Annotated in this window: 16 protein-coding genes and 3 pseudogenes; 6 read left to right on the forward strand and 13 right to left on the reverse strand. The window is 45.0% G+C overall.

Annotated features, from left to right (window positions below):
- Positions 1–95: 95 nt before the first annotated feature.
- From BM056_RS22575 to BM056_RS22630, 12 genes and pseudogenes are all read right to left on the reverse strand, one after another.
- Positions 96–2,087 (reverse strand): DrmE family protein, encoded by a 1,992-nt coding sequence (locus BM056_RS22575; RefSeq protein ID WP_092474825.1) that lies wholly within the window; start codon positions 2,085–2,087, stop codon positions 96–98.
- Positions 2,084–2,770 (reverse strand): DrmE family protein, encoded by a 687-nt coding sequence (locus BM056_RS27420; protein WP_092474828.1) that lies wholly within the window; start codon positions 2,768–2,770, stop codon positions 2,084–2,086. Before BM056_RS27420 ends, BM056_RS22575 begins: the two co-directional genes overlap by 4 nt.
- Positions 2,771–2,793: 23 nt before the next feature.
- On the reverse strand, positions 2,794–3,924 hold the full coding sequence (dcm, locus tag BM056_RS22585; protein ID WP_092474831.1) for a DNA (cytosine-5-)-methyltransferase: 1,131 nt from the start codon (positions 3,922–3,924) through the stop codon (positions 2,794–2,796).
- Positions 3,909–4,349 (reverse strand): very short patch repair endonuclease, encoded by a 441-nt coding sequence (locus BM056_RS22590; RefSeq protein ID WP_337833539.1) that lies wholly within the window; start codon positions 4,347–4,349, stop codon positions 3,909–3,911. Before BM056_RS22590 ends, dcm begins: the two co-directional genes overlap by 16 nt.
- Before the next feature lie 984 nt (positions 4,350–5,333).
- Entirely contained in the window at positions 5,334–5,576 is a 243-nt protein-coding gene (locus tag BM056_RS22595) for a DNA-binding protein (RefSeq protein ID WP_174549997.1), read from the reverse strand.
- 531 nt (positions 5,577–6,107) lie between these two features.
- Positions 6,108–6,215, reverse strand: a pseudogene (locus BM056_RS22600) (ATP-binding cassette domain-containing protein); the annotation flags it as partial.
- A gap of 177 nt (positions 6,216–6,392) precedes the next feature.
- A complete protein-coding gene (locus BM056_RS22605) occupies positions 6,393–7,229 on the reverse strand; it encodes a M23 family metallopeptidase (protein ID WP_092474838.1) in 837 nt (278 codons plus the stop codon).
- Complete coding sequence (locus BM056_RS22610) at positions 7,226–8,086, reverse strand: amidohydrolase family protein (RefSeq protein WP_092474841.1); 861 nt, start codon at positions 8,084–8,086, stop codon at positions 7,226–7,228. Before BM056_RS22610 ends, BM056_RS22605 begins: the two co-directional genes overlap by 4 nt.
- Complete coding sequence (locus BM056_RS22615) at positions 8,076–8,723, reverse strand: TetR/AcrR family transcriptional regulator (protein ID WP_092474844.1); 648 nt, start codon at positions 8,721–8,723, stop codon at positions 8,076–8,078. The genes BM056_RS22610 and BM056_RS22615 overlap by 11 nt, the downstream gene beginning before the upstream one ends.
- A 468-nt stretch (positions 8,724–9,191) precedes the next feature.
- Positions 9,192–9,682, reverse strand: a pseudogene (locus BM056_RS27030) (VirB4-like conjugal transfer ATPase, CD1110 family); the annotation flags it as partial.
- 15 nt (positions 9,683–9,697) lie between these two features.
- Positions 9,698–10,033, reverse strand: a pseudogene (locus BM056_RS27875) (PrgI family protein); the annotation flags it as partial.
- Between the two features lie 61 nt (positions 10,034–10,094).
- The gene (locus tag BM056_RS22630) at positions 10,095–10,292 is read right to left on the reverse strand and encodes a hypothetical protein (protein ID WP_092474846.1); all 198 of its coding nucleotides are present in this window, start codon (positions 10,290–10,292) and stop codon (positions 10,095–10,097) included.
- Between the two features lie 241 nt (positions 10,293–10,533).
- Here BM056_RS22630 and BM056_RS22635 point away from each other — a divergent pair, with 241 nt between their 5' ends.
- Positions 10,534–10,782, forward strand: coding sequence for a helix-turn-helix domain-containing protein (locus BM056_RS22635; RefSeq protein WP_092474849.1), 249 nt, complete (start codon positions 10,534–10,536; stop codon positions 10,780–10,782).
- A 259-nt stretch (positions 10,783–11,041) separates the two neighbouring features.
- The gene (locus BM056_RS22640; protein WP_092474853.1) at positions 11,042–11,374 is read left to right on the forward strand and encodes a helix-turn-helix domain-containing protein; all 333 of its coding nucleotides are present in this window, start codon (positions 11,042–11,044) and stop codon (positions 11,372–11,374) included.
- Between the two features lie 26 nt (positions 11,375–11,400).
- On the opposite strand, the gene BM056_RS27425 is transcribed toward BM056_RS22640, so the two are convergent.
- Positions 11,401–11,532, reverse strand: a complete 132-nt coding sequence (locus BM056_RS27425) for a hypothetical protein (protein ID WP_274377582.1) — start codon at positions 11,530–11,532, stop codon at positions 11,401–11,403.
- Between the two features lie 102 nt (positions 11,533–11,634).
- Here BM056_RS27425 and BM056_RS25920 point away from each other — a divergent pair, with 102 nt between their 5' ends.
- The 4 genes from BM056_RS25920 (at position 11,635) to BM056_RS27805 (ending at position 13,599) form a co-directional block, all read left to right on the forward strand.
- On the forward strand, positions 11,635–11,814 hold the full coding sequence (locus BM056_RS25920; RefSeq protein ID WP_131820821.1) for a hypothetical protein: 180 nt from the start codon (positions 11,635–11,637) through the stop codon (positions 11,812–11,814).
- Positions 11,815–11,849: 35 nt separating this feature from the next.
- Complete coding sequence (locus tag BM056_RS22650; protein ID WP_131820822.1) at positions 11,850–12,065, forward strand: hypothetical protein; 216 nt, start codon at positions 11,850–11,852, stop codon at positions 12,063–12,065.
- Between the two features lie 460 nt (positions 12,066–12,525).
- Positions 12,526–12,882, forward strand: coding sequence for a hypothetical protein (locus BM056_RS27800; protein WP_238456617.1), 357 nt, complete (start codon positions 12,526–12,528; stop codon positions 12,880–12,882).
- 93 nt (positions 12,883–12,975) lie between these two features.
- Positions 12,976–13,599, forward strand: coding sequence for a group II intron reverse transcriptase/maturase (locus BM056_RS27805; RefSeq protein ID WP_238456618.1), 624 nt, complete (start codon positions 12,976–12,978; stop codon positions 13,597–13,599).
- Positions 13,600–13,655 lie beyond the last annotated feature (56 nt).

Consider the following 13,655-nt stretch of genomic DNA (forward strand, 5'->3'; position numbering starts at 1 on the left):
ACCTTTTGGTGATTTGTCAAAAGATCAAGATATTCTATGAAAAATGAAGTAATACTTATGTTTTGTGTGTCTATTTAACGGGGGACGCCGCATCCCTATCCCTCCTGTGACGTCAAAGGCTTATTTATCATATTGACAGAAACCGCCACAGGCTCGTTCAATTCCGCAACGGTTTCCAGTTCCAACATCACAGCCAGCTTATCGATATTATCGTATACCGCTTCAAGTAATCCGTCCCGTTCGGAAAGATGCCCTCGCAATTTATCGATAATGGCACGTCCGATCAAACTGAGAATCTTTTTGCGTTCATGCCTTGTGATGCGACACGCCTCGTAAAAGCTCTTGGGATCGCGCTTCATATCGGGATCGGCAGTCAATTCGGCAATTTGAACAAACGCCTCTTCGTCGAGAGGACCTATAATCCGATAATCGTCACTCAGCCACGTTCGAATGGTCACTTCGTGACGTTTGCATCCGAGAGCGGATAATCTTCGGGAAATTTCTCGGTACGAACAGCCATGTTTGTCCATATATTCCCGTAAAGCCAGCTTCCAGTATGCCGATTTAAACGCCGCTTCTTTTACCGATTCGTTCAAAAGACCGGAAGACAGTAAATTATCGAAAACATTATCAACCATATTTCTGGTGAAATCGTCGCGACGTGTAAAGACGAGCATATCGCCCGACTCAAGTTCTTCAACATCCGTTTCCGTAACGGTTCCTTTGGATTTATCAAACACAAACGCTTTGTAATACTTGGAAAACAGTATCCGTTCCCCGTTGGTAAAAGTTCCCACCGCCACAACGTCCGCTGTGGCAGCCGTGCCCGTTGTCGGAACCTGTCCGACAAGATTTCCGATATCGAATGCAACGATTTTTTCTATGTAACAATCCAAATCCGATGTCATGGTTTTGAATTTCAAGATTTCGGCGTCATTGTCGGACTCGACGTTGCTTTTTCCGGGACACACGTCCAAAGGTTGAACATCTTCAGAGATGAGCCCTGTTTTTTTGTTCAAATCTTGCTCAAAACGATCCGCCTCTTTTTCTCTGTGTCTGAACAAACGCAATTCAAAATCGTAGAGCAACACGGTAATAACGGATGCGGCGCGGCATCTGAATGTGTCAAACCGTTTGCCTGATATTTCGCCTACGACTATGATTTCATCATAGTCAATCGAGTTGTCAAATCTGTTCGCCGTGACGACGGTTACCTTTTCGCTCCGCAGGATTCCGTCTGCAGCCAAAACATCTTCATAGTAAGCTTTGGGTACTATTACTGCAATCTGCCCATCGACTCCGGCAGACAATCGTTTTTTCAATTCGGAATATTTGCGGCATTCGCTCTCGTTTTTTGTATAGAGTCTCTCCAAAAGCCCTATTATATCGATTGCGCGGTTGGTAAAAGATGTCGGCAATTTATCCGCGAGTTTCCAGAGCTCGTCAATCCGTTGTCGCGGAGAAGCGACGCGCCCGTCCAACATACCTCCGTTTGTCATCTCTTCTATCATCTTAATCGGAAAAACCGCCGTCGTGAACAGGTTCAGCAACGAGTAGGCGTTTATTATAAACAAATCTTTTTCTTCGCCGCTCCAATCGTATTTTTTCAGCAAATGCAACGATTCTTTTACGGCTCTGTATTCCTCCCAGGAACAATCACCCGGTATGACGACGGATTCGATTTTCTTGTTCACGATATTCGTTACCTGCTTATTCAGTGCGACGGTATGCCGATTCATTTTTTTTGGCGGAAGGGCATTCGATAGCAGAAATTCTTTGGTACAGGCGAAGATCGATGCATCCTCACATTCACTCAGGATTTCCTCGGCATTTTCCGAATCGATATTCGCGGAAAGATAAATATATTGCAATGATTTGCGATTCAACAAATCAGGCAACTCGCTTCTGCCTTTTGCAATGCTCTCCGAACCCAGAACAAGCAGACCTACGGCTTTATTCCCGCTTTTGTCCAAAATCAACTCACGGGCAGTTGATATTTTTCCGGTGATTTTCAAAACGGGGTCGTTTTTTCCCGGATTTCCGGCATAGGGATATTCTTCACCGTCGGTAAAATATGAAGTTGTCACAATACCAAAAGGTTTACCGACTTCCCCTTGCCGTAAGATATCGTAAGTCCTTTTACAATACGGTCGACCGTAACCCGTTCCGCAACAACGACGGATGATACACCGGCAATACTCGAAATCTCCGACTTAGGCACATCGAACAAATAGGCTATAAAATCAGTCCGATTCGTCTTGCCACGGCGCAATCCTCTGCCGTCTGTTATTATAGAATTACCGTAATAGGGGATAATCATATTTTTGCTTGCAAGCGGCAACATGGTTTTACTGATGTTTTCGCCTAAGTTTTTGTCGGACCTTCGTTGGATTAACAAAAAATGGGACGCTTTCTCAACACTCTCTGCGGGAATAAACTCTCCGTCCTTTCCGAATCTACCGAGTCCGCCCCAAAGATACCGATTGTTCTTATACTGAACCATAGCGCCTTCATTAAGCGAAGAAACGATATCATCCGCGGCAGAACCATCCAGCAGCAAACTGCCTAATGCGGCGGCGAGAATCGAAACAATATCAAAACATATTGAACCGGTATGCAGTACCACACCGACAGTACGGTTAAATCCGCTAAACGAGGAGGCGATAAAATCGGTGTATGTTTTGAGGAGAAGTTCTTTCGAAATAAGAGAATGCTCAAAATATATGTCGCACTTATTCGAAAAATTATTCATCAACTGTCTGCTCAACACCGTTTTCGCCTCCCTCGCAGAAATCAATCAACAGGCGGAAAGTTTCCGAGCCGCTCAAAGCAATCCAATATAAAAAGTGCCATCTGCTCGACGACAGGTATTGTTACCGAATTGCCGAATTGTTTGTATCTTTGAATATTCGGGATTCCGTCCGGAAAAGAAAATCCGTCAATACCGTTTTCGTCAAGAAATGCGTAATTTACGAATCCTTGCAACTTACCCCATTCCGTCGGAGTCATAACGCGAATGCCTTTGTCGTTCAAAGGTGTTTTCTTTCCCCTGATTTCCATGCCGGCAATTCCGTCGCGTGGATCGTAAATTAAATTACGTTCTCTGCCGGAACCGCCGGTGGCGAGCAATGTATTGGCAACCGGGTTTTCAATTTCGGGAGCATTTACGATTCTGTAGCCGAATCCGTATCCTTTTTTTGCTTGTCTTTCACGATGTCGAATCAATGTTTCAAAATAGCCAGAAGACATATAATACTTTAGCTCAACGTTCGGTTCCAGTACTGTATTAAGGTTACCGTATAACGGTTCAGCTCTTCTTTCCGGTAAATCATTAGGCAGTCGAGAAACGGCATCTTGGTCAAAAAACCCTCTGTCAAATCCGATTATATATGTTCTGGGGCGGTTTTGCGGCACGCCGAAATCCCGTGAATTCCGAATAAAATTCCTACGATGATATGACAAACTGCCATCGGTGTTTTTTATGGTTCCGATAATCTTATAGTTTAAATCTATCTCCAGTTTTTCTATGATTGCTTTGAATGTTTTTCCTTTATCACGTGTCACCAAATGATCAACATTTTCTAAGAAAATCGCCTGCGGTCTTGTTCTCCTTATAATCTCGGCAATATGAAAAAATATTTTTCCTTTTTCTTCGTTTTCGAAGCCTTCGCCCAATCCGACCCGGCTGAAAGTTTGGCAAGGGAACCCGGCAAGCAATACCTCAAACTGCACCTTCTCAGCCTGCCGTTTAAATTCCTCTGTGGTCAAATCGTTGCGTGGGTTCTCTCCGAATAAGTGTTCGTATGTCGTACAGGCATAACGGTCGATCTCAGAAGAAAGAACATTAACAAATTGGCCCGTAAGCTCAAAGCTTTTTCTGATACCTCCGATTCCGGCACATAGATCAATCATCCTGTATGGCATCGTTCACTCTCCTTCAGCGCTTTTTCTATAATGTCAGCGCAAACCGAAACATTCCGCTTTATTTCCTTGCCCCAAAAACGAAGCACTGTCCATCCGTCGGACTGTAATTTGGCTGTGACCTCTGCATCCCGCTCCATGTTCCGTTCGATCTTATGAATCCAAAAGTCTTTATTGCTTTTAAAATCGTTTTTACGGTTATTCCAATCGTATCCGTGCCAAAACTCACTGTCGCAGAATATGGCAACCTTTTTGCCCTTAAAGACGATATCGGGCTTTCCTAAAACATTCTTATCGTTTTTTCTGTATCGCAATCCTCTGTGCCAGAGTTCTTTGCGTAAAGCAATCTCGATTGCCGAGTCTTTGCATCTGACTTGGCGCATATTGTAGCTGATTTGTTCGAGTGTCTTTGAAGCCACGCTATTCACCTCGGATTCCTCTTTACATTTGTGTGGGCAATCTCTGATTTTATTTCATAGCGCTTTTACCGCTTTTAATCCACTCATCGATTTCGGACAATTCCATAATTTCCCGACCTTATGACGGGAATCGCCTTTTTCTTGCCAATAACATACATTTATTATAAGTGTGAACAACCCCTTTTTCCAATATAATTCGATGAATTTATATGTTTTTAAGTGGTATTGAATCATTGCAAAGATAACGTCAGGCTACGTAGGCGGCTTGCATCCTCATGAAGTTTGGCTCTCTTCGGATTCTCCTATATCTACAAGTTTATTGTAGCGTGAGAGGCGTAATCATGTTTCGAATCGCAACAGATGCTCCATTTAACTAAACCCCCTCCATTTCTTTCGATTTGGCGGGGGTTTTCCGACAGTCTGAAGCGCCTGCAAGAGGCGCTTCAGACTGTCATATTCTATAAAGAATCTAAAACCTTTAATAAAATCGCAAGGCAGTTAAGTGCTGTATTTTTTATAAATTGTACATCATCTAACAGTACATCATTTCCATGCACTGCCCGATTACATATTGCAAAAATTTCACGTAATGCATTATAAATTGGGGTGTTAATAAGCTCCTTTCGATGTAATCTTCGTAAAAGTGTAGGAGTATTTACATACATATTCCCCTTTTCTCGAAAATCAAGTTCGCTCTTAAACTTCCTCCCCCCAAAGAAAAAGGCACCGGTCTGGGTCTGGCGGTGTGCTATATAGCATTGCAGCACGATATAATTCTAGGATTACTTTTGAAACCGGATCAGAAGGAACCACGTTTTATATCAGATTCCCAATACCGCTGGAGCAGATTTTGCTGTTTCAATTAGAATTGGGATAACATAGTTAGTTTCATATATTTACATGGCACCAATGACATGTCCTGCATATTTATATATGAAAAGAAAACATAAGCGAAAAGCCTATGTCCTCTTGTTCATTCATTTTTATTCACTGCTAAACCCGTACTTTCAGCTCTTGCCGGTATTGGGCGTAATGTTCGCTTAAAACATACTCGATAACCCATATTTTAGGTATCCTATAGGCACTGCGGATAAAAAAGTATTTTATATGTTTCCCATGCAAAATTTTTCGTGCCGTGGTCTCCCCAATGCCGCCCAACATAGCTCTGAATTCATCCAGTGTAACGACATCGGGATACGGCTCAAAAAGCTGTTCGTAGTATTCTTGATTTTTCACAGTCATCAACTCCTGAAAATATTTGTCAATGGTAGGATGACTGTTACAATATTGATTTTTGATTGCTACACGTTCGATGTTCTGACGGCAAACGGTCCGGATATCCCTCCTGAATATCCCTCCAATATCCCTCCAACGTCCAAAATTGACGTCAAAACCGCTCTTTTGAGAGAGCCTTGGAGTGACGTGGGTTTCCGGGTTTTAAGTGCCTCAAACCCGCATTATACAAGGTTTTTGGAGGTCTGAGGATTCCGGTAGAGTACGTTGCATTCCCGATGCTTCCGGTAATGTGGAGGGACTCAAAATCGTGCGGGTTATCCCATGCGGGTTCGACTCCCGCCTTCGGCACCAGAAGTCAATGCTCTTAAAACCGTGATACAAGCGGATTTGAGGGCTTTTTTCTTTTCTTGCGGCACATTTTATTTGCCGCAAGACATACCGTCATATGACACGTTTTAGCGCATATTGGCAATGCTCTCAGCTCCCTTTTCACCTGGCATTCCGCCCGCTTTGGAGGGATGTCACAGAATTTTTTTCTCGTTTCCCCCGGATGTTTTTGCCGAAAATTATCACTTCTCCCGAAGTCGGCTGCGTCAGTCCCAGCAGCATCTTCATCGTCGTGGTTTTTCCTGCTTGGTTCATACAGAGCTTCCTTTATGCTTGAAAGAATATCCCACTCTTTTGAATCGGTCGGCAAAGCTGATTCAAAAGAGTGAAAAGACTGCTTTCCAGAAGAAGAACAGCCGGTATCAGCAGGTAGGTATCCATTGATTTATTTTCCTCCTTTGCATGACAATAAAGGATTCATAAGCTTTTTCACGAAAGCCTGTTTTCTACGGATTGGCCTTTGACAATATAATCTGCGGAACATGTTTTCCCGTTTTCTTTTGCACATACATTTCTAAACCTGATTGGCAGCCCCGCGGAAGCGAAAAAGCTTCTCTCGTCATTTAGTTGAAAATGAACGTGGGGTTCGCTGGTGTTCCCGGAATTGCCGCATCTGGCAATTACCTGCCCGCGGACAACCTTCTGGCCCAAGGCAACGGTGATGCTGCCCGGCATGAGGTGGGCGAGGGTGCTGAACTCTTTCTCCTGATGCTTGATCGTAATAAAGTTTCCGCGCATATCCTTCGCCCTGCATTCCACGCTGCCGTCCCCATAGACCTTGCTTTCCGGATGCCCGTCGGCTAAGCTTACAACTTCGCCGTCGGCGGGTGCGAGAACGTCTTTTCCGTAGCAGAAATAATCCTGCAGCTCCTTGCCGCTGCCGGAGTGGGTTTTTCCGTTTTCATCAACCATAACAAAATCATAGGCGTGGCGCTGCGGCCACACCCCCCAGGAATGGGAAGCCTTCTTGTCTGTACCGCCGTTGACGACGTACCACTGCCCATCAAAGGGCAATGCGTAGTCCGTCATGCCGGTGTAATTCTCCTTTGACGGCAGGCGGAAACGATGGCGGAATAAGATTAAAGGATAGGAAAGAAGCTGTTGAACGCTCTGATAGAATACCGGCAGATTGCCGAATATCTCTAAAAACCCGAGTAGAAAGAATAGCCAGAAGAGTTTAAGGTAAGCATTGCCGGTTATGCTGCCCAATAGTCCTATCAAGCCAAGCCATTTCAGTTTAGCCGTGATATTGACAAACCTGTTCATTGCTCAGACTCCCTTTGCAAACGGGTTAAGAACGTATTCAAACCCAGTATCCTTTGCAAATTCCCACCCAATATGCTGCGTTTTTCCTCTTCGGAAAGCGGCAAATCATGAACCCTGGCAATGGCGTTTTTTAAATTATCTATGCCGTAGGGCGTATCTGTTCCCATCAAGATTTTTTCGGCGCCGAATTTTTCTATGGCAATCAACAGTTTCTTTTGAGGAATGAGCTGCCCTCCGGACATATCAAAATATACGTTCTTATTCTGCAGTTCGGCTTGGGAAAATACCTCCATCCCAATCATATGAGCAATAATGAAGCAAGCATCCGAGTGTCGGTTAACCAGCCGCACCATATCCAGCGCATCTTGCCGGGACGCAAGGTGGATAAAAACAGGCAGCCCTTTGTTTTCCGCCCACTTGATGATTGGCCCGATGTTTTCGTTTTGAAGACTGAATTTGTGCCAGCATTGATGAAGCTTTATTCCTTTGAAATTCCACAAGGCATATTTATCCTCGATTTTATCAACCACATTTTTGTCATTCGGGTTAACCCAAAAAAACTGAAAGATTCTCTGCGGAGCTTGCCTGACCAGGCTGAAAACATACCCGTTACCTTCATCAATCTGTTTTGCCGCACTCGTCAAGGCGATAATCATTTTGGTCAGCCTGTTGATAACATAAATAAAGTCTTTATTCGGATACTTTAGATAAAGATCAGGCAATTTATAGCCTTTATCCTTATTAAGCTCTCCGGGGCAAAGAACCACGGCATCCGTTGAATTTTCATTAAGTTTTTTAAGTATACCGGCGACGGTTAAGTATTCGCCGCAGGCATGAGCGTGACCATCAATGATCAAAACTTTTCTCTCCTTTTATATCCCCAATGCAGCCCTTGACGAAAATCTTGCCAAAAGTGGCCTTCATCATCAACTCCAGCGCTTCGTGACCTGACTCGCCAACCATGTTTTGATTGATGTATATCAAGAAAAAGCTCATCAAGCTTGCCTCAAAAACCGTTGCAGGCACCGTTAGACTATAACCCTTTTGTCCGGCCGCCTGTATAAAATCCGTCACCCTGTTTTGGTTTCGCCGGGTACTGCGTTCTTTTTGCTGCTCGCTGCTTTTCGACCAGATTTCCTGAATCAATTGCGGATCGTTGACGATTAACAGTAAGGGTTCGTTTTGCATAAAGCCCAATGACTTCAGAACCGTATGTTTCATCGCCTCCGGAAATTCGTATTCAGCCAGAAACGTATGCAAGTTATTCATTTCTTCTTTATGAATTTCTGTTTCAATATCCAGGACGATGTCAAATACCATCGATTCCTTTGACGGATAAAAATTATAAAAAGAGCCTTTCGCTATCCCGACTTTTTCTACAATTTTATCAACGCTGGTTTTCTTGACTCCGTATTTTTCAAGCAATACCTTGCCTTCATGGAGCAGCTTCTTCTTTATCGTCTGTTTTTCAGTTTCAGAAAAATGTCTTGCCATATCACCGCTCCAGTCAATGACTAATTATTAATTATAGTCATTGTAACGCAACTTCAAATTTCTGTCAAATGTTAACTTCTATTTGTCATAGGCCACCATCAAAGGGAATAAGTAAAACAAAGGAAGCGGAAAAATAAAGGTTTCTGCTTCCTTTGATGTCAGCCTATGAAAGCTCACCGGCAATTGATGGGCTTTTATAGACAGTCAAGCATGAAAGGCCGCATGGGGAACGCAGAAGGGGGACACGCTCCCCATGCAGTCCTATTATCTATTATGTTGAGTTACCCTGAATGCGGGATTTTGGTTGTGAACTTCATTTTCAGTCTGCGGCGCAATTCAGTTAATCCTTACCATGCCGCCGGATAATTGGAGAAGTACAGCAAGGGGTCAGCCCTGGTGCCTCCGGCATAAACCTCAAAGTGCAAATGCGGACCCGTGGACATTCACATGCTGCCCACGAAACCGATAGGAAAAGTGGGTGATCAGGTCGGTGCCGATGCGGGAAAAGTAGCTCCGCGCTTCCTCGATATTCTTTTTCGCTACCGACACGGTCACGTATTTGTCCTGCACGATGCTGTTCGCGCCGGTGGCCTTATCCAAAAGCATCCGGTTGTATTCCCTGCGGTATTCGTCCAGCCCGCCCTCCCGGAAAGGAATCAGAATGGAGCTTTCAAAGTCCGTCTTATTCAGGCAGCGGTTGTTTATCGTGACCTTGGTGGTCGCCCCGCTGTCAAAGGAATTCAAAAGCTCCGAATAGGAGAGAAACATGGCTTCCTTGTCCTCCTTGGAGGCCACGGCGTAATTGATGTCCGCAAAGCGGAAGTCCGGGAAAACTTGTTGCCTACCTGAAAAATCCCCTCCCGCCAGATGGCGCGGATGGGGATGGCCTGCTGTACGCCCTTGGGGACGACGAACCGTTCCTTGTCCTGCTTCACGATTTTTTGCAGAGTTTTAATCATGGCGCTTCCATGCCTCCTTTTCGCCAGGGCGGGCTTCAGGGCTTCGTAAGAGATGTGGGTAGGTTGAAAGGTCAGGCGCTTGGGCAGGAAAAACTCCGACTTGATGTAGGCCCACAAAAACTGCTCCGCCGTCATGCTGTGGTATTGAATAAAACCGAGGGCCGCGAAGGGGGCGGCCCCCAGAATGCACATCCAGCTTACGGTTTCCGTGCCAAAGAAGCTCCGCAGGCCGAAGTAGATGCCGATGGCCACGACAACGGCCAGAACAGAAAAAATGAACTGCCGCATGGACAGTCCAAAAAACAAGCTCCCTGTATAATCCCGGATTTCCCGGTTGATCTTGACTTCCAAAATATCATCACCTCCACAAAAAATAGCGCCTCTTTCACGAAGCGCCAGCAGACCGGTTGCCTTATCGTGCCCGCTGTTTTTTCCTGTTTCGTTTCTCCTCCTTGATTACCTTGACTACCAATTCGTCAACCTTGCGGTTCTGTGTCATAAATGCCTCATCCTGGGTGAGGGGGATGCCGTTTTTCAAGGCTTCCTCTCCAAGTTTGCGCAGTATTTCCTGCTCTTTCTCCAGCTTTTCATTGAGAGACTCCTTTTTCATGGCCGAAATCTCCTTTGCCTGATTTTAAGCCGGATAAAAATGGGGTGTTTTCCCTCACCTATAATGCTGCTTGATGTGCCTGTATTCCGTGAAACAATAAATTTCTGCCTCATCTTTATGTCAGACTCCTTTCAATTTTACTGCGAATATCGACTTATTTTTTATTTTACTGCGATATTCGCATTAAAACCATCGCGCCCTCACCTAAAATTGATGGCAAGAACAGTGAGGTGCGAAGGTTATGAAACCACGAAAGAACCCGCCCGGCAACAAAAACATGATCGGAGCCAAGGTTGTTGCCCTTCGGAAGGCAAGGAAAATAAAGCAGAAGGATTTTCTGGCGAAACTGCAAACCGTGGGCTTGGATATCAGCCCAACGAGTCTTTCCCGCCTTGAAGGACAATACCGTCTGGTCCAGGATTATGAGATCGTTGCGATTGCGAAAGCATTGGATATTTCTGTTGAAGAATTGTTAGGGAAAAAGCGGTAAAAGCGTACAGTACACCAAAATAATCCGTTTGCAGCTTTCCTTGTTACGCCATAATAAGCGTTAGACAAGGAAGGTTTGTTTTGTTGTACGAATGATTTAAGGCAATATACCCCATCATTTTCCAAAATTCAAACATTATCTACTAAATATCAGTTAAAAACTAATAAAAATTATACGTTCACAGCTCATTAAAGTCAATTAAAAACCTCCGCATAATAGTAGCTATAAACTCACATTCTACTATGATGGGGGTATAGCTGTGGACGATTATGATAAAATTTTTGTAGGTGAACGTATTCGACAGCAAAGAAAGGCTTTAGGGCTTACAGTAGATGAAATGGCCGAGCGTATTGGGCGTGTTCCTAAATTCTATGCCGATATCGAACGGGGACAGGCGGGGATGTCGATTGGCACGATGCTGAAAATCTGCTCCCAATTGAAAATATCTCTGGATTACATGCTGCTTGGAAAATCAAACTGTGACCGCTCAAATGAAACGGAGCTAATATTATCAGCCCTGAACCAATGCACGGAGAGGCAGCGGAAGGACGCTTATGCACTTCTGAAATTATTTCTCACTGCAACTCAGTAAACAAATTTAAAACGCATACATACGTCCTACCGACAGCCTTCCATTTCTTTCTTGATGCGCGATAATATAAGCGTGGGAAAGGGTTTATTTGTGCTGTACGCATCCATATTCATCTTCCTGCTTGGGATACCGCTGTTATAGGCTCTTTTTGTGGCCATCCTCCTCCCGGATTTCCCGGCTGATCTTAACTTCCAAATTACAAAACCCCGCTCTTATTTATATATTTGCGCCGCGTGATATAATGGAAATATACGGACTATGTGGAAAGGAGTGACCATTATACCAGCCGCGGCCTTTATTTCTCTTTGCCTTACGGTGGGATAGCTCATTCTTTCTTTCATATTCAAAGCAGCAGGAAAGCTCCGGCTGATGATTCCCGTCCTTTGCTTCCTGCTTTTCAGCACCGTGCTGAACAAGTGGGCGTGGAACATGAGACTTAGCGTATATCATCCTTTTCTCGTTGCTCGGCCTGACCGTGTTAAGCTGGATTGTGTCTCTTATAAAGGCGATACGGCGCAAACGGGACGAGAAATACTTTGAAGGTGACGTCGCGTGGCAGATCCGGCGGGCCAGAGAAATGGGCGTACCGCTTGACAAAGTTCAATTTAACGCGCAGGGGGATTTGCTTGACCCCAGAACAGGGGAACCTGTTGTTTACGGGGATGGCGTTCAGTTCAAGGACATGTGGTGAGGATACCGGATTTTCATTTTCCGGTATCCTTTTTGTGCGCACGTTGTGCGCTTCATATATATTTCGCAGAAATCATCGCTCCTGCGTTGCGATGTAAGACAACCGACTTACCTTATGCGCAAGCCTCTGGGGGACAATAGCATGTCGGTAAAGTCAGGATTAGACAGCAAATGCTGTCGAGTAGCCTGGCGAGTCAGGCCATATATGGTAAAAACTCATCGAAAGACTGGAAGGTTACCGCCGTCGGAACAATGCCGACCATTGACCATTGCTATGTCAACGGTGACCTCTACCGGTTGTTCTACAACAGAGACTTGTACATCATAGCCTATAATTCCGTAAAGTCCAACGACGGCGCGGAGACCTCCGGCGACATGCAGCACATTTACCATGGAACCAAAACCGGAAACGCACAGGGCTCCTGTTGCAGCCCCATACTCTGCAATATCTATCTCGATAAGTGGATAGATTTATGGAAAACATTATTGAGATGGACACTACAGGTGACTACCGCAGGCAAAACCCTGACTACGCCAAGGCAAGATACCAATACAAGAAGGCGGTCAGAAACGGTAGCGACCCCAAAACCGTTAAGCACCTTATGTGCGAAATGGAAAGCCTCCCGTCCTGTGACAGATACGACCCCAATTTCCGCAGAGTGAAGTATGTGCGATACGCCGACGATTTTCTGATTGGCCTGATTGCTCCCAAGGCCTATGCAGTCGACCTGAAACAGAAAATCAAGGAGTTCTGCGAAAAACGAGCTCTGCCTGAGGTTGAGCGACGAGAAAACCAAAATCACACATGCCGCAGATAATGATGTGTCCTTTCTCGGATTTATCATCCGCAAGGGCACCGGCAAACACAGCAAATTTCAAAGCACCCTTTTGACCCAGCCATCCGTATCTGCATGAATACGGATGGCATCCTGAAAAAGCTACGTGAAAACGGTATGTGTACAGGTAATGGTTACCCCATTGGTATCACTCGCTTCCTTAGAGAATCTCCGGAAGAAATCATTAAGTACGGCAACCAGGTACTCCGTGGACTCCTGACTCAGCAACGCGGCTGCGCCAACTTCTATATGGGTTCGCGCATCCAATACATCGTGCAATTCTCGATAGCTAAAACCCTGGCGCGCAAATTCGATATCAGCATGAAGAAAGTGTTCGCCCGTTACGGCAGATCTCTCTTGGTCAATTACAAAAATGTCAAAGGTAAAGCCTGCTCAGTCAGTCTAGCACTGTACAAATCCCTCGCGAGGCAAAAGAATTTCTTCGTTAAAATCACGTCGGCAGTTAAATCATTTTCCCTGCCTAATTACAACTTGCAGGACCCGCTTGCCCGTGTCTGCTACATCTGCGGCAATCCGCATTTTCATGTCAGCATGTATCACAGGAAAGCGAAGAAGAAACTCGACCCGATTGTCACTGTCATGCTGGCCATCAACCGGCGTCCGATACCGCTATGCGAACATTGCTTTGCCAATGTTGAGGCTAACAGGTTTCAGCTTAACCAGTTGATACGACGATAACTCATTTGGAATATGGAGAGCCGTATGCGGTAAAAAAAGTCGCTTGTACGGTTCGG

The organism is Desulfotruncus arcticus DSM 17038, assembly GCF_900113335.1.
Lineage (GTDB): Bacteria > Bacillota > Desulfotomaculia > Desulfotomaculales > Desulfallaceae > Desulfotruncus > Desulfotruncus arcticus.